The following is a 19,957-nucleotide window of genomic DNA, read 5'->3' on the forward strand; positions in this document are numbered from 1 at the left end:
TGATGAAACCGCTTCGCCTCCTGTTCGCCGGCACGCCCGATTTCGCCGTTCCCTGTCTCGCCGCCCTGCTCGACGCCGGGCATGAGGTGATCGGCGTCTACACCCAGCCCGACCGCCCGGCCGGACGCGGACGCAAGCTCCAGATGAGTCCGGTGAAGGCGCTGGCGCTCGATCGCGGCATCCTGGTATATCAGCCCGAGAGCCTCAAGCGCGATCCCGAGGCCGTCGAGCAACTACGCGCGCTCGGGGCCGATCTGATGGTGGTGGTCGCCTATGGTCTGCTGCTGCCGACGAGCGTCCTGGAAGCGCCCCGGCTCGGCTGTGTCAATGTCCATGCCTCGCTGCTGCCGCGCTGGCGCGGCGCGGCGCCGATCCAGCGTGCCATCCTCGCCGGTGACGCGGAGACCGGTGTCTGCATCATGCGCATGGAGGCCGGACTCGACACCGGACCGGTCTATCATCGGGTCGCCACGCCGATCGATCCGCGCGAGACCGGCGGCACCCTGCACGATCGGCTTTCGGAACTCGGTGCGCGTGCGCTCGTGGAGGCGCTGCCTGGTATCGCCGAAGGTTCGCGCGCGCCGGAAGCGCAGGACGATGCGCTGGCCACCTATGCCCACAAGCTCAGCAAGGACGAAGCGACGATCGACTGGAATGCGCCCGCTGATGCCATCGAACGTCAGGTGCGCGCCTTCGATCCCTGGCCGGTCGCTCAGACCTCGCTGGAGGGTGCGACACTGCGGATCTGGTCGGCCGAGGCGGAATCCGAGGACGCGGCCGGGGATTCGGCCGCGCCCGGAACCGTCGTCGGGGCCGATCGCACCGGCATCCGGGTCGCCACCGGCGCGGGTCGGCTGTGCGTCACGCGCCTGCAACCGGCGGGCAAGAAACCCATGAGCGCGGCGGACTACCTGAACGCGCGACACCTGGACGGCGCGCGTTTTGACTGAGCGCAGACGTCACCACACCCCAACCGCCGCCTCGCCGGGTGCCGAGTCGCGCGCCGCCGCCGCGCGCGCCCTGCATGCGGTGCTCGATCGCGGTCAGTCGCTCACGCGCGTGCTGCAAGCCGACACGACACGGCGCGCGCCGGCCGATCAGGCGCTGGTGCAGGAGATGGTCTATGGCACGCTGCGTCTGCTGCCGCGTCTGCGCCTCATCGCCGGCCGCCTGCTCGAACGCCCGCTCAAGCCGCGCGATGGCGACCTCCAGGCGCTGATCCTGGTCGGACTCTATCAGCTCGGCTTCATGAAGACGCCGTCGCACGCCGCCGTCTCAGCCACGGTCGAGGCCACGCGCCTGCTCGGCAAGCCCCGGATGGCGGGTCTGGCCAACGCGCTCCTGCGGCGCTTCCAGCGCGAGCACGAAGCCTTGCTGGCCTGGGTCGACACCCGGCCCGAATCGCGCTGGCTCTTTCCCGACTGGCTGCTCGAACGGCTGCGCGCGGACTGGCCGGACGACTGGGAGTCGATCGTCCTGGCCAGCAATGAACGGGCGCCCATGGCGCTGCGCGTCAATCCGCTCCAGGGGACGCGCGCGGACACTCTGGCCGAACTGGAGTCAGCCGGGATCGGCGCGCATGCCATCGACGGACTCGACACTGGCGTCCTGCTTGATCAGCCGCGCGCCACGCGCGATCTGCCGGGTTTCATCGAGGGCCGGGTCTCGATCCAGGACAGCGGGGCGCAACTGGCCGCGCATCTGCTCGACGCTCAGCCCGGCGAGCGGGTGCTCGACGCCTGTGCCGCGCCCGGCGGCAAGACGGCGGCCATCCTGGAGCGCGCCGGCAACGCGCTCGATCTGGTCGCCATCGACAGCGATGCCGCGCGTCTGGCCACGGTCGGCACGACGCTCGACCGGCTCGGACTCAAGGCTCAGGTACGGGTCGGCGACGCGGCCGATCCGCACGGCGACTGGACCGCCCGTCCCTTCGATCGCATCCTGCTCGACGTGCCCTGCTCGGCGACCGGCGTCATCCGGCGTCATCCCGACATCAAATGGCTGCGCCGCCCGGAAGACATCGCGGCGCTCGCCGCCACCCAGTCGCGCATCCTGGACGCCATCTGGCCGTTGCTGCGCCCAGGCGGCCGCCTGCTCTATGCCACCTGCTCGCTGCTCGCCGAGGAGAACGAACGTCAGGTCGACGCCTTCCTCGCCCGCCGCGCCGACGCGCGCGCCCTGGAGCTGCCGACCGACTGGGGCCGCCCGCGTTCGCCGGGACGCCAACTCCTCCCGACCGCTCAGGGACATGACGGCTTCTTCTACGCCCTGCTCGTCAAGGATGCGTCATGACCCCAGGTAAGGTCTCCCGTGTCACCCTGATACTCGCCCTGAGCCTCCTGCTGGCGCTCACGGCCGAGGCATTTGCACGCTCGGGCTTCAGCGTCAAGCAGGCCCAGGTCAGACCCGAGGCCGGGCAACTGGTCCTGAACGCCGGCGTCGACTTCGCGTTCAGCAACCCCGTGCTGGAAGCGCTCGATCATGGCGTGCCTCTGACGCTCGTCTTCCATATCCAGGTACGCCGCACCGAAGCCTGGATGTGGGAGGACAGTCTGGTCGACGAACAGTGGCGCTATACCATCCGCTACCGCCCGCTCTCCGAGCGCTACGAGGTCCATCGTCTGCCGAGCAGCGACGGACGCGACTTCGTCACGCGCGACGCAGCCATCCGCGCCCTCGGCGATCTCACCGATCAGGCGCTCATCGGACTCGACCGGCTCGACCCGGACGAAGACTACGAACTCCAGATCAAGGTCTTTCTGGACATCGAGGAGTTGCCGCTGCCGCTGCGTCCCATGGCCTATCTCAAGCCCTCCTGGAAACTCTCGAGCGGTTGGACGACGTGGCCTCTAAACCACTGAACTGGCATCGCGGACTCGGCACCCTGCCGGCCGCACTCCTGATCCTCGGACTCTTCGTCGTACTGGTGCTGATGCGCGACGCCGTGGAGAACTCCGAGACGCTCAGTCGCGCCTTCCTGCCGCTGCTGTCGGTGGTGCTGGCCGGACTGCTGGCGCTGGCGGTGCTGGTGGTCGTCAACATCGTCAAGCTGGTGCGCCGCTATCGCCGTCAGGCGGCCGGCTCGCGCCTGACGGCGCGCATCGTGGTGCTGTTCTCGCTGATCTCGCTGCTGCCGGTGGGCGCGGTTTATTACTTCTCGCTCGGCTTCCTGCTGCGCGGCATCGACAGCTGGTTCGATGTCGAGATCGGACGCGCCATGCAGGACGCTCTGGTGCTCAATCAGGCCTCGCTCGACCTGAACCAGCGCCTGCTGGTCAAGATCAGCGAACAATTGCTGGCCGGGATCGAGGATCGCTCGTCGACCGCCATCGCGCTCAGTCTCAACGATCTGCGCCGCCGCGCCGGGGCCATCGAGCTGACCGTCTATGGGGCCGGCGGGCAGGTGCTGGGCACGGCCAACGAAGATCCGACCCAGCTGGTCCCCAGTCAGGCCGAACGCGAGATCCACCACAGCGTGCGCGCCGGCACCAACTATGTCGGACTCGAGAGCGGGCCGGGCAATGAGCTGGTCGTCCGGACCCTGGTCCAGGATCCGCGCGGGCGTCCGATGCTGATGCAGGGCGTCTTCCCGACCTCGGCGCGCATCAGCGAGCTGTCCAACCGGCTGGAGGACGCCTACAACCGCTATACGGAGCTGGCCTATCTGCGCCAGTCGCTCAAGCTGAGTTTCTCGCTCACGCTCTCGCTGGTGCTCGTGTTCGGACTCATGGCCGCGCTCATCGCCGCCTTCCACACGGCGCGCCGGCTGGTGGCGCCCATCGCCGACATCGCCCGCGCCACGCGCTCGATCTCGGACGGCGACTACGAGCAGCAGATCACCCTGCCTCGTCACGACGACGAGCTGACCTTCCTGGTCGCCTCCTTCAACGCCATGTCGCGCCGTATCGCCCAGGCGCGCGACGCCGCCGCGCACAGCAAACAGGCCGTCGAGACCCAACGCAACTATCTGGAGACCATCCTCGGGCGGCTGTCCTCGGGTGTGGTGGCCTTCGACGAGGTGCAGCGACTGCGCACGGCCAATCCGGCTGCGCTCCAGATCCTGGCGCTCGGTGTCGACGAAAACAGGGAACCCGTCACGCTCGAATGTCTGGAGCGCGCCAGCCCCTGGCTCACGCCCTGGACCGAGACGGTACGCCGTCATATCGCCGAAGCCCAACCCTGGCGCGTGGAGGTGACGCTGCAACGCGACGAGACCAGCCAGACGCTGATGTGTCGCGGCAGTCCGTTGCCCCTGCCGGATTCGAACCTGCGCGGTCATGTGGTGGTCTTCGACGACATCACCTCGCTGATCGTCGCCCAGCGCAACGCCGCCTGGGCCGAGGTCGCGCGCCGGCTCGCCCACGAGATCAAGAATCCGCTCACGCCGATCCAGCTCTCGGCCGAGCGTCTGCGTCACAAGCTGCTGGCCAAGGCCGATGAGACCGACGCGCGGATCATCGAGCGCGCCACCGGCACCATCATCCAGCAGGTCGAGGCCATGAAAGCGATGGTCAACGACTTCTCGGACTACGCCAAGAGCCCCAGACTCCAGGCCGAGCCCTTCGTCTTCGACCGGCTCGCGCGCGAGGTGCTGGATCTCTATCGCAGCGCGGGCGTGCCGGCGCTCAGGATCACCCTGGGGGCGCCCGAGGCCCAGGTGCGGGGCGACCCCTTGCGACTGCGGCAGGTCATCCATAATCTGATCAAGAACGCCCAGGAAGCCCTGGAGGGCCGCACCGAGGCGCGCATCGAGGTCGGCACCGAACTCGTCCAGGTCGACGACAAGTCCTATGTGCAGTTCCGGGTCGCCGACAATGGTCCGGGGTTCGAGCCGCAGCTCCTGGACCGGCTGTTCGAACCCTATGTCACCACCAAAGCCAAGGGCACGGGCCTGGGTCTGGCCATCGTCAAGAAGATAATCGAGGAACATGGCGGTATGATCGGGGTCGAGAATCGCGATTCGGGCGCCCTGATCCGGGTCCGAATCCCAGTCTGGCAAGCGACCGCCGTCCCGGTGGTCCACGGTCGGGAGCAACACGAAGCATCATGAGCGCAACCCATATCCTGGTCGTCGACGACGAACCCGACATCCGCGGCCTGGTCAAGGAGATCCTCGAAGACGAGGGCTATGCCGTGGCCGTGGCCGAAAACGGCGAAGCGGCGCGGCACGCCCTGCGTGACCGCCGCCCCGATCTGATCCTGCTCGACATCTGGATGCCCGACATCGACGGCATCTCACTGCTCAAGGAGTGGGCCGAGGACGACGAGCTGCCCTGCCCGGTGATCATGATGTCGGGACACGGCACGGTCGAGACGGCGGTCGAGGCCACCCGGCTCGGCGCCTACGATTTCCTCGAAAAGCCGCTGTCCATGGCCAAGCTGCTGCTGACCCTGGAGCGCGCCCTAGAAGCCGACAAGCTCCAGCAGGAGAACATCGGTCTCAAGCGCCGTGCGCCCCAGGTCCATGAGCCGGTCGGACGCAGCGCGGTCATGCAGCGACTGCGCGAGCAGGTCAAGCGCATCGCCCAGCACGACACCTGGGTGCTGATCACCGGCGAGGCCGGCAGCGGACGCGAGACCTTCGCGCGCTATCTCCATTCGCAGAGCGCACGCCGCGAGCGCCCATTCGTGGATCTGAGCGTCTCGACGCTCGCCGGCGGCAACGCCTCGCGCGAGCTGTTCGGCGTCGAGGAAGGCGAACACACCCATTATGGGAGTCTGGAGAAAGCCTCCGGCGGCACCCTCTTGCTCGACGAGGTGGCCGACATGGAATGGGAGGCGCAATCCAAGCTGCTCGGGGCGCTCGACAGCGGGTCGTTCCTGCGCGTCGGGGGCAGCGAGCCGGTGCGCATCGACGTGCGCATCGTCGCCATCACCCAGCGCAATCTGGAGGAAGAGGTGCGCGCCGGACGTTTCCGCGAGGATCTGTTCTACCACCTCAACGTGGTGCCGCTGAACATCCCGCCGCTCGATGAACACGCCGAGGACGTGCCCGACCTGCTCAATTTCTATCTCGACTATTTCGCCACCCACGAAAAGCTGCCCTATCGGCGCTTCAGCGTCGGCGCCCAGAACTTTCTGCGCAACTACGGCTGGCCGGGCAATGTGCGTGAGCTGAAGAACCTGGTCCAGCGGGTGCTGATCCTCGGGGCCGGCGACGAGATCAGCCAGAAGGAGGTCGAGAGCGCGCTCGGCGCCCCGCCGCCGGTCCAGGTCCAGACGCTCGACGGGCTGGTCTCCTTCGATCAGCCGCTGCGTCAGGCGCGTGAGCAGTTCGAGAAGGCCTATCTCGACTATCAGCTCGAAAAGCACCAGGGCAACGTCAGCAAGATGGCCAAGGAGGCCGGGATGGAGCGCACCCATCTCTATCGCAAGCTGCGTTCGCTCGGGATCGAGATCAAGGAACGGCGCTGAGGGGCGGTAACGGATGAAGATCATCATCCTCGGCGCCGGTCAGGTCGGTTCCTCGGTGGCCGCCAATCTGGTCAGCGAGGCCAACGACATCACCGTGGTCGATCAGGATGCCGACCTGCTGCGCGACCTGCAGGACCGCTTCGATCTGCGCACGGTGCAGGGGCATGGCGCGCATCCGGATGTCCTGGTCCGCGCAGGCGCCGAGGACGCGGATATGATCATTGCCGTCACCAACAGCGATGAGACCAACATGGTCGCCTGCCAGGTGGCCTATACGCTCTTCCATACCCCGACCAAGATCGCACGCGTGCGTGCTCAGAGCTTTCTCGATCAGCCCAAACTCTTCGGCACCGAGGCGCTGCCGATCGATGTGGCCATCAGCCCCGAGGCGCTGGTCACGGATTACATCCTGCGTCTGATCGAGAATCCGGGCACGCTCCAGGTGCTCGACTTCGCCGGCGGGCGCATCCGGATGGTGGCGGTGCGCGCCTTCCATGGCGGGCCGCTGGTCGGTCAGGAGCTGCGCACGCTCCAGGAGCACATGCCGCACGTCAAGGCGCGCGTGGCCGCCATCTATCGGCAGGATCACGCCATCCAGCCCGAGGGCGACACCCGCATCGAGGTCGACGACGAGGTGTTCTTCGTCGCTGCGCCGGCGCACATCCGCACCGTGATGGGCGAGCTGAGACGGCTCGATCCGTCCTACAAGCGGCTGATCATCGCCGGCGGCGGCAACATCGGTACGCGGTTGGCCAAGGCGCTGGAGCCGAACTACCGCGTCAAGCTCATCGAGCACAACCTCAGGCGCTGCAAACGCATCGCCGAGGATCTGGAGCGCACCATCGTGCTCCACGGCGACGCGGCCGATCAGGAACTGCTGCTGGAGGAGAACATCGAGAACACGGACGTCTTCTGTGCCGTCACCAACGACGACGAGGCCAACATCATCTCGGCGATGCTGGCCAAGCGGCTCGGGGCGCGCAAGGTCATGGCGCTCATCAACCGCCCGTCCTATGTGGATCTGGTGCAGTCGGGCGCCATCGATATCGCCATCTCGCCCCAGCAGGCCACCATCGGCAGTCTGCTCAAGCATGTGCGGCGCGGCGACGTGGTCATGGTGCACTCGCTGCGACGCGGCGCGGCCGAGGCCATCGAGGCCATCGCCCACGGTGATCCGACGTCGAGCAAGGTGGTCGGTCGGCGGATCTCGGAACTGAAGCTGCCCAAGGGGGCCGTCATCGGCGCCCTGGTGCGCGGCGATGATGTGCTGATCGCGCATGGCGAGACACTCATCGAGTCCGAGGATCACGTCATCCTCTTCCTGCAGGACAAGCGCCGCATCCAGGAGGTCGAGCGACTGTTCCAGGTCGGCGTCACCTTCCTATGAAGTTCGACGCGGTCCAAAAGGTGCTGGGGCTGTTGCTGACCATCTTCAGCTTCAGCATGCTGACCCCGGTGGTCGTCTCGGTCATCTACGACGAGGGCGGCGCCGGCCCCTTTCTGGCGGCCTTCACGCTGATCTTCGGCCTGGGGTTGCTGATCTTCCTGCCGGTGTCGCGCTCGCGCGAGGTACTGCGGGTGCGCGACGGCTTTCTGGTCGTGGTGCTGTTCTGGACCGTGCTCGGACTGGCCGGCGCCCTGCCCTTCTGGCTGGCGCCCAATCCGAGTGTCTCGATCACGGATGCGGTGTTCGAGTCGATCTCGGGGCTGACGACCACCGGGGCGACGGTCATCATCGGTCTGGACCATCTGCCCAAGTCGATCCTGTTCTACCGCCAGCAGCTCCAGTGGCTCGGCGGCATGGGCATCATCGTGCTGGCGGTGGCGGTGCTGCCGATGCTCGGGGTCGGCGGCATGCAGCTCTTTCGCGCTGAGATGCCCGGCCCGATGAAGGACTCCAAGCTCACGCCGCGCATTACCGAGACGGCCAAGGCGCTGTGGTACATCTATCTGTGGATGACCATCGCCTGTGCGCTCGCCTACTGGTGGGCGGGGATGACGGTGTTCGATGCCGTCGGTCACGCCTTCTCGACCGTGGCCATCGGCGGTTTCTCGACTCATGATCAGAGCATCGGGTATTTCGACAGCACCGCGATCGAGCTGATCGCCGTGACCTTCATGGTGCTGGCCGGCATGAGCTTCACGCTGCACTTCATGGTCGTGCGGCGTCAGGATCCGCGTATCTATTTCCAGGACAGTGAATTCCGGCTCTATCTGCTGGTACTGGTGACGGTCATCGTCATCACGACCCTGGCGCTCCATGAGAGCCGGACCTACGCGAGCTGGTGGGAGGCGTTCACCAAGGGGATCTTCCAGGCCGTCTCGATCAGCACCACCACCGGCTTTGCGACCGCTGAGTTCCATGCCTGGCCGCCCTTTCTCCAGATCCTGCTGTTGCTGGCGAGCTTCGTCGGCGGCTGTGCGGGTTCGACGGGCGGCGGGATCAAGGTCATCCGCTTCCTGCTGCTCATCAAGCAGGGCGTGCGCGAGATCGACCGCCTGATCCATCCCAACGCGCAGATTCCGGTGCGCATCGGCGGCAAGACGGTCAATCATCGCGTAGTCGACGCGGTCTGGGGGTTCTTCTCGCTCTATGTGGCGAGCTTCATCCTCATGTATCTGATGCTCGCTGCGACCGGGCTGGATCTGGTGACGGCCTTTTCAGCGGTCGCGGCCTGCATCAACAATCTCGGCCCCGGACTGGCCACGGTCGGCCCGCACTACGCCGATCTCAACGATACCGCCAAATGGATCCTCTGCTTCGCCATGCTGCTCGGGCGACTGGAGATCTTCACCCTGCTGGTGCTGCTGTCACCGGCGTTCTGGCAGCGTTGATCACGAACTCGACCAGTTCCGCGATCTCGGTCAATGGCAACACGGGCGGATGGGGAAAGACGGGCGGCGGATCATCGGTCGCGAGCGCGATGATCTCGGAATCGTCCGGATAGAGCGGCGGCTGACCCAGTGCGGCGCGATAGACCTCGATCTTGGGATAGCGGGCGTGCTTGAAACCCTCGACCAGCACCAGATCGAGCCGGTCGTGTTCGAAACGCGCCAGCATGGAGTCCAGATCGGGATCTTCGCCTTTGCGGTCGTTCTCCACCTGCAAGGCCCAGCGCTCGCGTGAAGCCAGCAGGGTCTGGGCGGCTCCGGCGGCGCGAATCTCATAGCTGTCCTTGCCGGGACGATCCAGGTCGAAGCTGTGGTGGGCGTGCTTGAGATAGCCGATACGCAGACCCCGTGCCTGGAGCGCCGCGACCAGATGCCGCAGCAGTGTCGTCTTGCCGCTGCCGCTGGGCGCGACGAAGCCGAATACCGGAAGATCGGGCGAGGTCGGGGAGGCAGTCATGTTTGGCTGGATGAACGATCCGCGTCTTCATGGACCGGACGCGCCTGATCGACATAGCGGTCGCGCGCGGCCTTGGCGCGGGCGAAGATTTCGAGCAGATGCTCGCCGTCGGAGCGGCGGATGCTCTCGGCCAGATCCGTCATCTCGACGCCGAAGCGCGCGAGCATCGCACTCAGGGCCTCGCGGTTGGCCAGACAGATGTCGCGCCACATGACCGGATTGCTGGAGGCGATGCGGGTGAAGTCGCGAAAGCCCCCGGCGGCATAGCGGAAGATCTCATCGTTCTCGCGCATCCGCGCCAGCGAATCGACCAGCCCGAAGGCGAGCATGTGCGGCAGGTGGCTCGTTGCCGCGAGCACCTCGTCGTGGTGGGCGACAGACATCGCCGTGACCTCGGCCCCGCATGTCTGCCACATGGCCGTGACCCGCGCCACGGCCTCGGGGTCGGTCTCGGCCAAGGGGGTCAGGATCACGCGGCGATCCCGGTAGAGTTCGGCGAAGGATGCCTCCACCCCGCTGTGCTCGGTACCGGCAATCGGGTGTCCCGGCACCAGTCGCGGCGGCACGCGGCCGAAGACCGCGCGCGCATCCTCGACCACGCTGCATTTGACGCTGCCCCCATCGGTGACGATGGCCTCGGGCCGCAAACTGTCACGCATGGCGGCGAGCGCGCCGCGCATGGCCCCGAGCGGCACGGCCAGGAACACCATGTCGGCCTCGCGCACCGCCTCGGCCGGGTTCTGGGTGATACGGTCGACCACGCCCAGTTCGAGCGCGCGTTCCAGATTGCCCAGCGAACGCCCGCAACCGACGATCTCGCCGACGGCGCCGGCCGCCCGTAGCGCACGCGCCAGCGAACCGCCGATCAGCCCAACCCCGATGATCGCGAGCCGTTCGATCATGACGCCAGCACGTCCTCGAAGGCGGCGATGAAGCGCGCGTTCTCGGACTCAAGCCCGACGCTGATGCGCAGATGGTTCGGCATCCCGTAGTTGCCGACCGGGCGCACGATGACGCCACGGCGCAGCAGGGCCTCGTTGATGGGTGCGGCCGGGCGTCCGCAGTCGACGGTGACGAAGTTGCCCACCGAGGGGATGTAGGTGAGTCCGAGCCGCTCGAAGGCGCCGGTCAGTTGTTTCATCCCGGCACGGTTCAGCTCGACCGAAGCGCGCACATGCTCGCGGTCGTTGATCGCCGCGATCGCCGCCGCCTGGGCCAGGGCATTGACATTGAACGGCTGGCGCACCCGGTTGAGCAGATCGGCGACACGGGGATCACTGAGCGCATAGCCCACACGCAGCGCCGCCAGACCATGGGCCTTGGAGAAGGTCCGGGTGACGATCAGGTTGGGAAAGGTCTCGACCCAGTGGGTCGCATCCGGGAAGTCCGGCTCGGCGACGTATTCGGTATAGGCTTCGTCGACCACCACGATGCAGGTCTTGGGCAGCGAGCCGATGAACGACTTGAGCGGTTCGGCGGCCAGCCAGGTGCCGGTCGGATTGTTGGGATTGGCGATCCAGACCACGCGGGTCTTGTCGTTGACCAGCCGTGCCATGGCCTCCAGGTCGTGGCCGTAATCACGGGCCTTGGCCACGCGCGCCGTGGCGCCGACCGACTGGATGGCGATCGGATAGACGGCGAAGGCGTGTTCGGAGAACACCGACTCGGCCCCAGGGTGCAGAAAGACGCGCGCGATCAGATCCAGCACATCGTTGGAGCCATTGCCGATCGTCACCGCCGTGGGCGAGAGGCCATGATACTCGGCCAGTGCACGACGCAGCTCGAATCCGCCGCCATCGGGATAGCGACCCAGCTCGGCGAGCAGGGCGGCCATGGCCTCTCGCGCGCGCGACCCCGGCCCCAAGGGATTTTCGTTCGAGGCCAGCTTGACCGAATCGCTGATGCCCAGCTCGCGTTCCAGCTCGGAGACCGGCTTACCGGGCACATAGGGCGTGAGTCCGGCGATCCAGGGAGCGGCCAGTGACAGGAAAGGGTTTTCGGTTTGACTCATGACGGATGTATCCAACAATACGTTCAATAGCGATGACGACGCGCGCGGCCCTCAGAGCACGGCGACCGGATAGGAACCCAGCACCTTGAACAGCAGGGCATCCTGTTCGAGATTCTGCAAGGCATAGGCGACCTTGGGGTCTTGTCGATGGCCGAGGATGTCGACGAAGAATACATAGTCCCAGATGCCGCGACGCGAGGGGCGCGACTCGATGCGGGTCATGCTGATGCCGTGCACGGCCAGCGGCGCGAGCAGACTGTGCAGACCGCCCGATTGATTCTTGCACGAGAGCAGCAGACTGGTCTTGTCCTGACCGCTCGGCGGCGAGTCCTGCTTGCCGATGACCAGGAAGCGCGTGGTGTTGCTCGGCTCGTCCTCGATACGCTCGGCAAGCACGCTGAGTCCATAGATCTCGGCGGCCTGGAGACCGGCGACGGCGGCGGCTTCCGGATCGGAGGCCACCAGACGCGCCGCCTCGGCATTGCTGCCGACGGGCAGACGCTCGGCGGTCGGCAGATGGCGATCGAGCCACTCGCGACACTGGGCCAGCGACTGCTGGTGCGAATAGACCCGCCGGATACTCGCCAGATCAGCCGCCTTGGTCAACAGATGCTGATGGACGCGCAGACTGACCTCGCCGGTGATCATCAGCGGCGAGGTCATGAACAGATCGAGCGTATGGCTGACCACGCCCTCGGTCGAGTTCTCGACCGGCACCACGCCGAAGTCGCAGGCCCCGGACTCGACCTCGCGAAAGATCTCGTCGATGGTGGGCATGGCCTGCGTGACGACCGAATGGCCGAAATGCTTGATCGCCGCCGCCTGGGTGAAGGTGCCCTCCGGCCCCAGGAAGGCGGCATTGAGCGGACGCTCCAGGGCCAGACAGGCCGACATGATCTCGCGGAACAGGCGCGCGACCTCCTCGCCGTCGAGCGGCCCCGGATTGGCGTCCTTGATCCGGCGCAGGACGGCGACCTCGCGCTCGGGACGGTAGAACTGCACCGACTCGCTCTGCGATCCGGTCTTGATGTGCGCGACCTGCTGGGCGCAGCGGGCGCGCTCGCTGATCAGTTGCAGGATCTCCAGGTCGATGGCGTCGATGCGGTCACGCACCGCCGCCAGTGCCTGCTGTTCCTGGTTGGCGCTTTCGCTCATGGCGTCTGCTCTCCCCCGCTCAACCGCCGAGACAGCGCACGGAAAGCACGCCGTCGATGGCCCGGATCAGCTCGACCGTCGCCTCCGGACAGGGCTTGTCGACATCGACCAGGGTCACGGCCACGTCGCCGCGCGAACGGTTGAGCATGTCGATGATGTTCAGCCCGGCGGCGGCCAGATCGGTCGAGATCTGACCGAGCATGTTGGGCACGTTGCTGTTGACGATGGCCAGACGCTGCCCCTCGGTACGCGGCAGCACGATATCGGGGAAGTTGACCGAGTTGGTGACGTTGCCGTCCTCCAGATAGTCGCGGATCTGATCGGCGACCATGATGGCGCAGTTGTCCTCGGCCTCGCGGGTCGAGGCGCCCAGGTGCGGCAGAGTGACGACGCGCGGATGATCCTTGAGCCGGTTGCTCGGGAAGTCGCAGCAATAGGCGTAGAGGTGCCCTGAGTCGAGCGCCGCGATCACGGCCTCGTCGTCGAGGATGCCCTGACGCGAGAAATTCAGCAGCACCGCGCCCTTGGGCAGGATACGGATCCGCTCGGCATTGATCATGTGGCGCGTCTGATCGGTGAGCGGCACATGGAAGGTCACGAAGTCCGAGCGCGCGAGCAGGTCGTCGATGCTCAGGGCCTGCTTGACGTCGCTGGCCAACTGCCAGGCGCGCTGCACGGTGATGGTCGGGTCATAGCCGATGACGTGCATCCCGAGCGCGCGCGCGGCGTTGGCTACCTTGACGCCGATCGCGCCCAGACCGACGACGCCCAGGGTGCGACCCGGAAGTTCGAAGCCGGCGAAGCGTTTCTTGCCGGCTTCGACCGCCTCGTTGATGGCCGCATCGTCACCCTGGAGTTCACGGGCGAACTGCCAGGCCTGAGCGATGTTGCGCGCCGACATCAGCATCCCGGCGAGTACCAGTTCCTTGACCGCATTGGCATTGGCGCCCGGCGCGTTGAACACGGCCACGCCGCGCTTGGTCATCTCGGCCACGGGCACATTGTTGGTGCCGGCGCCCGCGCGCCCGATGGCCTGGACCGATTCGGGGATCGGCAGGTCGTGCATCTTGGCCGAGCGCACCAGGATGGCGTCGGGATGAGCGATCTCGGAGGCGATCTCGTAGCGCTCGCGCGGCAGGCGCTCCAGGCCGACCACCGAGATGTTGTTGAGCGTCTGGATTTTGAACATGGGCGTCGATTCGGACCTCTGTGTGGTGAATGTGGAAGCGCCTCGGATCGACAACTTTAATACAGGACGCGATGAGGCACGACTCGCATTCCTTGGGCATTCCTCAACGGGAGACGATGGCGCGTGGCGGAATGGCCGCCCGAGTTTAGCGTTTTGTCGGGGTGCTGTGTGTGGCCCAAGGAACGGTTTGCCATTTACCTCGACAGCGCCAACAGTGCGTCCAGATCCAGACAGCGCTCGATGTGATCGGCGAGTTCGTCGAGGGCGGCCTCGATGCGGGCCTCGAAATCGATGCGCGCGGCCTGGGCGCCGACCTGTTCGAGCCAGTGGGCGCGGAACTCATCGGCGCCGAAGATCCCGTGCAGATAACCGCCCATGACGCGCCCGTCGGCGGTGATCGCGCCTTCGGGGTGGACGTTGCCGGCGTCGTCTTCCAGTTGCAGCCAGGGACGCTCCAGTCCGGGTCCGGTGGTGCGGCCCATGTGCATCTCGTAACCGCTGATCCGGCAGCCGCTCTGCTGCTCGCGTCCGGCGATCTCGATCAGGCGCTTGTCGGCGCCGATCTCGGTCTCGATGTCGAGCAGGCCCAAGCCGGGGGTCTCGCCCGGTTCGCCTTCGATGCCACGCGGATCGCGCACCACGCGCCCGAGCATCTGGTAGCCGGCACAGAGTCCGACGACCCGACCGCCGCGCCGCACATGGGCCAGGATGTCGATGTCCCAGCCCTCGCGGCGCAGCACGTCCAGATCGGCGCGCGTGGCCTTGGAGCCGGGCAGGATGACCACATCGGTCTCGGCCGGGATCGGATGCCCAGGCTCGATCCAGCGCAGATTCACACTCGGCTCGGCGGCCAGCGGGTCCATGTCGTCGAAGTTGGCCACGCGCGACAGACGCGGGATGACGACGTTGAGCGTGCCGCCCGTGGTCTCGGCCGGGCGTTCGAGCGCCAGTGAGTCCTCGGCCGGCAGACGCGAGGCCCCCTCGAACCAGCGCACCATGCCACGGAACGGCCAGCCCGTGATCTCGGTGATGGTGTTGCAGGCCGGTTCGAACAACGAGAAGTCGCCCCGGAATTTGTTGACCAGATAGCCCACGACCCGGTCGCGGTCGGCCTGATCGAGCAGGAGCCAGGTGCCGACCAGCGAGGCCATGGTTCCGCCTTTGTCCAGATCGCCGACCACCACCACAGGCACATCAGCGCGCTCGGCGAAGTGCATGTTGGTGATGTCGCAGTGACGCAGATAGATCTCGGCGCCGCTGCCCGCGCCCTCGACCAGCACCAGATCGGCCTCGGCGCAGAGGCGCTCGAAGGAATCCAGCACCGCCGGCATCAGTCCCTGGCGCATCTCGTGATAGACCCGCGCCGGACAGTTGCCGAGCGCACGCCCGCGCAGCACGACTTGAGAGCCGATGTTGGTCTGGGGCTTCAGGAGCACCGGGTTCATGTGGATCGAGGGCGGCACGCCGCAGGCGCGCGCCTGGAGCGCCTGAGCGCGCCCGATCTCGCCGCGCGGCTGTTCGCCGTCGGGGCCGGGCGGCACGTCGGTGTCGGCGGTGACGGCGGCGTTGTTGCTCATGTTCTGCGCCTTGAACGGGCGCACCACCAACCCGCGCCGGGTGTAGGCGCGGCAGAGTCCGGCGACCAGCAGGCTCTTGCCGACGTCTGAGGCCGTGCCCTGGATCATCAGGGCGCGCGCACGGCGCGGGCCGTAGGTGCCGAGCGGGGGGAGTTCGAGACGGATGGTGGGGGCTGAATCGGTCATGCGGTCTCTCTCAAAACGAAGCGACCCGCATTCGTCGCCAAAACGAATGCGGGTCACATTGGACAAGCGGTAGGGTGCGCATGGCGCACCCTACACCGGATCAGGCGACCTCGGCCTGCTTGGACTGGCCGGCGCTGGCGCGCGCGACCGCTTCCATCTGCTCCTCGGTCATCTGCTCGTCGCCGCCGCCGCATGCCTTGGGGCTGCCGCCGGCGCAGGCCTGGGGCGCCGCGCCGACCGCGCTGACGACCGCCGGACGCTTGGCCGGCGGCGCCTTCTTCCAGGCGTTGTGATCCGGCTCGACGATCTTGGAGCGGTTCTTGTCGTACTCGAACTTGATGAACTTCTTGAACAGCGGCCCCCAGTAGTTCTGTTTGCCGAGCTGATAGAAGCGACGCTCCATCGCGCTCTTGAGGAACGCCTTGATACAGCCGATCAGATACTTGCGGCGGAAGGGATCGCGCACCCAGGGATACTGGAAGAACATCCGCCGCATGTAGAAGCGCCGGTAGTTGGCCATGACGCCGTCGAGCAGCTCGGCGCGGTCGATGTTGTCGGGCTTCATGATCGGCGAGACGAAGTTGTACTTCGAATAGTCGAACACCTCGACCTTGTCGCCCATCTCGGCGAACATGTCCGAGAACGGCCAGGGGGTGTACATCGACCAGTTGGCCATGTCCGCGCCCCAGTCCATGACCATCTGGTAGGTCTCTTCCAGGGTCTCGCGGGTCTCGTTCTCCAGACCGACGATGAACTGCGCCTCGGTGACGATGCCGTTCTTCTGCAGGAGCTGGATGGCGCGCTTGTTCTGCTCGATCGTGGTCTCCTTGACGAAGCGATCGAGATTGAGCTGAGCCGCCGCCTCGGTGCCGAGCGAGATGTGCACCAGACCGGCCTTGCGGTAGAAGGGCAGCAGATCCTCGTCACGCATGACGTCGGTCACGCGGGTGTTGATGCCCCAGTGGATGCCCAGGTCGCGGTCGATGAGTTCCTGGCAGAACTCGATGAACATCTTCTTGTTGATCTGAGGTTCTTCGTCGGCGAGGATGAAGAAGCCCACACCGTGGACTTTGACCAGTTCCTCGATCTCGTCGACCATGCGCTTGGGATTGCGCACGCGATAGTCGCGCCAGAACTTCCACTGCGAGCAGAAGCTACAGGTGAAGGGACAGCCGCGCGCCATGTTCGGGGTGGCGACCGGCACGCCGAGCGGGATGTAGATGTATTTCTTCCACTCCAGGATGCCCCAGTCCGGCCAGATCGAATCCACGTCCTTGATCGACGGTTCGGCCTCGGTGGCGATGACCTTGCCGCTCTCGCCAAGGAAGGCGATGCCGCGCACGGACTCGCGTTCGTTCGGCCAGCGGCCCTCATCGATGCAGCGCACCAAGTTCAGGGTAACAGCCTCACCCTCGCCGCGCACGATGACATCGATCCAGGGCGCCTCGCCGAGCACCTGCTCGTACATGAAGGTGCCGTGGATGCCGCCGAGCACGGTGATGGCGTTCGGATGCTCTTCCTTGGCGATCTGCAGCACGCGCTGGGCGGCATAGATCATCGGCGTCATCGCGGTGGTGGCGATGATGTCGGGCTGGGCGGCACGGATCGCCTCGCGCATCTGGTCGTCGTCGAGCTTGTCCACCAGACCATCGATGAAATGGTAATCTTGATAGCCACCCGACTTCAGATAGCCCGCGATATAGGCGACCCAGGCCGGCGACCAGTTGCCGGCGATGTCGGCGGCGCCGGCGCTATAGTTGGGGTGGATAAAGAGGATTCGCATCGTCAGCTCCGGGTTGTCTCATGAAGGGTCGGTCACGGACGCCTCTAAGGACGGCGGCGGCTCGGCCACAGATAAGGAGAATGCGTCGGTCGCGCCCGTCCAGGCAACCCTGGAGCGACGCGGGGTATCGAGACCCTGGCGCCAGCGCGCGGACCGAATGGGACTCAAGCGGGCAATGTTACCAACGACTCGCCTGGATCGCCACGCTATCGGTGGCGCGAACCGACCTGTCCATCAACGCACCTGCCCGAGGCTCTTGATCCATCAGAGACTCCGGCGGCGTGCCCATCACAATTTGGCACCGAATGAAACGCTTGTATTTGATCGGCATGGGTCCGGGCGGCCCCGAATATCTCACGATCCAGGCCATCGAGACGATGAAGAGGGTCGACGTCTTCTTCATGCTGGAGAAGGAGGGGCGCGGCAAGGACGAGTTGCTGCGGATGCGCCACGACATCCTGGAACGCTATCTGGGCGAGACGGACTATCGGGTCGTCACGGCGACCAGCCCGGAGCGGCGCACGCTCCCCGATGGCTACCGGGAGACGGTGCGCGCTTGGCATGACACCAAACGCCGGCTCTTCGCACGCCTGATCGACGAGGAACTGGAGGACGGACAAAGCGGCGCCCTGCTCCTCTGGGGTGATCCATCGCTCTACGACCAGACCGTCACCATCATCGCCGAGCTGGCCGAAGCGTCCGGCGGCGCGCTCGACTTCGAGATCATCCCCGGCATCACCTCGATCCAGGTGTTGACCGCCAAGCACAGGATCCCGCTCAACCGCGTCGGCGAATCGATCACCATCACCACCGGCCGCCATGTCGAGCACTGCGACCCGGCCGAGATCGACAACGCCGTGGTCATGCTCGACTACAACGCCTCCTTCCAGCGCTTCACAGGGCAGGACATGGACGTCTACTGGGGCGGCTATCTGGGGTGCCCGGACGAAGTGCTGGCATCCGGGCCGGTCGATACGGTGCTCGACGAGCTGTTGAGCACCAAGGCGCGCGTCCGCGAGGACAAGGGCTGGCTGCTGGACATCTATCTCCTGCGCCGACGACGGAAGTCGGATGCCTGATCGAACCGTGCGTCCGGCTCCCCTCAACGCGGCACGATGGAGAACAGGAAACGCCGTTCGGCCATCAGCCAGATAGACGCGATCACGCCGATGTGGAGCACTGTATTGAGCCAAAAAAGATCCAGGGCCGGCAGCGGCGTATTGTACAGAAGCAACAGCACATAGATGTGCAGGATGAACACGTACAGAGAGTTCTGGCCCAGCGGGATCAAAAGCCGGCCGACAACCCGTTCGACCGGGCTCCAGTAGCGGCTCAGCAAATGATAGGCGACGATGAACGCCGCCGCATCGTTCAGCAGCCGACCCAGACCCAGCGGGGTCTTCAGGAACCAGCGCTGATACATCTCACCGAAAGTACGCGGATCGATGAAATCCATCTGCCCCCAGGGCCAGAACAGCGGATGCGGATTGTTGTTGGCGAGGAACAGAAATCCCGCCAGCAGCGCAACGCACAGATAGACCAGCCAACGGCTGGCCGGCCCGGCGAGAAACTCCAGGGTAAGGTCGCGATGGTACCCGATCAGCAGACCATTGAAGAACAGCAGTTGCCAGGTCAGTGTCGGAAAGGCGTATTCGTAGCGCGCACCGGTCAGCTTGAGCAGCAGAAAGTGATTCAGGGCATAGGCGCCCCAGCTCAGCAGCAGCACGACCCAGGTCAGGCGCCGGCCGAGCAGGTAGAGCGCCAGCGGGGCGCCGGCCAGCAGGACCACGTACAGCCCAATGACCTGGAACTGATGCGGACCGATACGCAGCAGCAGGATCTGCTCCACGTACTCCCACCAGACGGTCCCGGCGGGCGGGTAGAGCGGAAACGACTCGCCGGACCAAGGATTGATCCAGTGCGTCAGCTCGAACACGTTGACGCCGGGAACCAGCCTGAGCACGGCCAGACTCGCGATCACGAACAGGTTCACCCTGTAGAGTTGCCAGGCGCGACGCCACAGCAGGCGTGTCGCCTCCGCCAGCCCGTCGCGCTCCATCCGGCGCCGATAGACCATCCCGACGACGATGCCAGACAGAAATACGAAGCCTTCCGCGCTCGAGACGAACGCCAGCCTGTCCCAGGCAAAGAGGCTCAAAGCCGAGGCCAGCTCGAAATGCACGATGATCAGATAGACCATGATGAGTCCGCGCAGCAGATCGATGCGCAGATCGCGTCCGTCGCCTGAGGTCGGATAGACCATCGTCGAGGTGCTCATCTCGTCGAGTCCGAC

At 66.0% G+C, this 19,957-nt stretch carries 16 protein-coding genes; 8 read left to right on the forward strand and 8 right to left on the reverse strand.

The window, feature by feature from the left end; all coding sequences use genetic code 11:
- The first annotated feature begins 2 nt into the window (after nt 1-2).
- The 7 genes from fmt to HW932_RS06260 are packed head-to-tail and all read left to right on the forward strand — an operon-like array spanning nt 3 to nt 9,249.
- Nucleotides 3-950 (forward strand): methionyl-tRNA formyltransferase, encoded by a 948-nt coding sequence (gene fmt / locus HW932_RS06230; protein ID WP_176975615.1) that lies wholly within the window; start codon nt 3-5, stop codon nt 948-950.
- Entirely contained in the window at nt 943-2,292 is a 1,350-nt protein-coding gene (gene rsmB / locus HW932_RS06235) for a 16S rRNA (cytosine(967)-C(5))-methyltransferase RsmB (protein ID WP_176975616.1), read from the forward strand. Before fmt ends, rsmB begins: the two co-directional genes overlap by 8 nt.
- Nucleotides 2,289-2,861 (forward strand): DUF4390 domain-containing protein, encoded by a 573-nt coding sequence (locus HW932_RS06240; RefSeq protein WP_176975617.1) that lies wholly within the window; start codon nt 2,289-2,291, stop codon nt 2,859-2,861. The genes rsmB and HW932_RS06240 overlap by 4 nt, the downstream gene beginning before the upstream one ends.
- Complete coding sequence (locus tag HW932_RS06245; RefSeq protein ID WP_176975618.1) at nt 2,843-5,050, forward strand: ATP-binding protein; 2,208 nt, start codon at nt 2,843-2,845, stop codon at nt 5,048-5,050. The genes HW932_RS06240 and HW932_RS06245 overlap by 19 nt, the downstream gene beginning before the upstream one ends.
- Complete coding sequence (locus tag HW932_RS06250; protein WP_176975619.1) at nt 5,047-6,414, forward strand: sigma-54-dependent transcriptional regulator; 1,368 nt, start codon at nt 5,047-5,049, stop codon at nt 6,412-6,414. Before HW932_RS06245 ends, HW932_RS06250 begins: the two co-directional genes overlap by 4 nt.
- A gap of 13 nt (nt 6,415-6,427) precedes the next feature.
- On the forward strand, nt 6,428-7,801 hold the full coding sequence (trkA, locus tag HW932_RS06255) for a Trk system potassium transporter TrkA (RefSeq protein WP_176975620.1): 1,374 nt from the start codon (nt 6,428-6,430) through the stop codon (nt 7,799-7,801).
- Complete coding sequence (locus HW932_RS06260; protein ID WP_176975621.1) at nt 7,798-9,249, forward strand: TrkH family potassium uptake protein; 1,452 nt, start codon at nt 7,798-7,800, stop codon at nt 9,247-9,249. The genes trkA and HW932_RS06260 overlap by 4 nt, the downstream gene beginning before the upstream one ends.
- Here the strand turns inward: HW932_RS06260 and mobB are convergent.
- The 7 genes from mobB to bchE all read right to left on the reverse strand — a co-directional run bounded on the left by mobB (nt 9,206) and on the right by bchE (nt 17,664).
- Nucleotides 9,206-9,763, reverse strand: coding sequence for a molybdopterin-guanine dinucleotide biosynthesis protein B (mobB, locus tag HW932_RS06265; protein ID WP_176975622.1), 558 nt, complete (start codon nt 9,761-9,763; stop codon nt 9,206-9,208). The genes HW932_RS06260 and mobB overlap by 44 nt on opposite strands.
- Entirely contained in the window at nt 9,760-10,665 is a 906-nt protein-coding gene (locus tag HW932_RS06270) for a prephenate dehydrogenase (RefSeq protein WP_176975623.1), read from the reverse strand. The genes mobB and HW932_RS06270 overlap by 4 nt, the downstream gene beginning before the upstream one ends.
- Nucleotides 10,662-11,774 (reverse strand): histidinol-phosphate transaminase, encoded by a 1,113-nt coding sequence (hisC, locus tag HW932_RS06275; protein WP_176975624.1) that lies wholly within the window; start codon nt 11,772-11,774, stop codon nt 10,662-10,664. The genes HW932_RS06270 and hisC overlap by 4 nt, the downstream gene beginning before the upstream one ends.
- 51 nt (nt 11,775-11,825) lie before the next feature.
- Entirely contained in the window at nt 11,826-12,929 is a 1,104-nt protein-coding gene (pheA, locus tag HW932_RS06280) for a prephenate dehydratase (RefSeq protein ID WP_176975625.1), read from the reverse strand.
- 19 nt (nt 12,930-12,948) lie between these two features.
- Nucleotides 12,949-14,118, reverse strand: coding sequence for a phosphoglycerate dehydrogenase (locus HW932_RS06285; RefSeq protein WP_176975626.1), 1,170 nt, complete (start codon nt 14,116-14,118; stop codon nt 12,949-12,951).
- A 194-nt stretch (nt 14,119-14,312) separates the two neighbouring features.
- Complete coding sequence (locus HW932_RS06290; protein WP_176975627.1) at nt 14,313-15,881, reverse strand: cobyric acid synthase; 1,569 nt, start codon at nt 15,879-15,881, stop codon at nt 14,313-14,315.
- Between the two features lie 100 nt (nt 15,882-15,981).
- Nucleotides 15,982-17,664, reverse strand: a complete 1,683-nt coding sequence (gene bchE, locus HW932_RS06295; protein WP_176975628.1) for a magnesium-protoporphyrin IX monomethyl ester anaerobic oxidative cyclase — start codon at nt 17,662-17,664, stop codon at nt 15,982-15,984.
- 305 nt (nt 17,665-17,969) lie between these two features.
- On the opposite strand from bchE, the gene cobF reads away from it, so the two are divergent.
- Nucleotides 17,970-18,743 (forward strand): precorrin-6A synthase (deacetylating), encoded by a 774-nt coding sequence (gene cobF, locus HW932_RS06300; RefSeq protein WP_176975629.1) that lies wholly within the window; start codon nt 17,970-17,972, stop codon nt 18,741-18,743.
- A 23-nt stretch (nt 18,744-18,766) separates the two neighbouring features.
- Here cobF and opgC read toward each other — a convergent pair whose 3' ends face one another.
- A complete protein-coding gene (opgC, locus tag HW932_RS06305; protein ID WP_176975630.1) occupies nt 18,767-19,942 on the reverse strand; it encodes an OpgC domain-containing protein in 1,176 nt (391 codons plus the stop codon).
- Nucleotides 19,943-19,957 lie beyond the last annotated feature (15 nt).

The sequence above is a fragment of the Allochromatium humboldtianum genome, from assembly GCF_013385175.1.
Classification (GTDB): Bacteria; Pseudomonadota; Gammaproteobacteria; order Chromatiales; family Chromatiaceae; genus Thermochromatium; species Thermochromatium humboldtianum.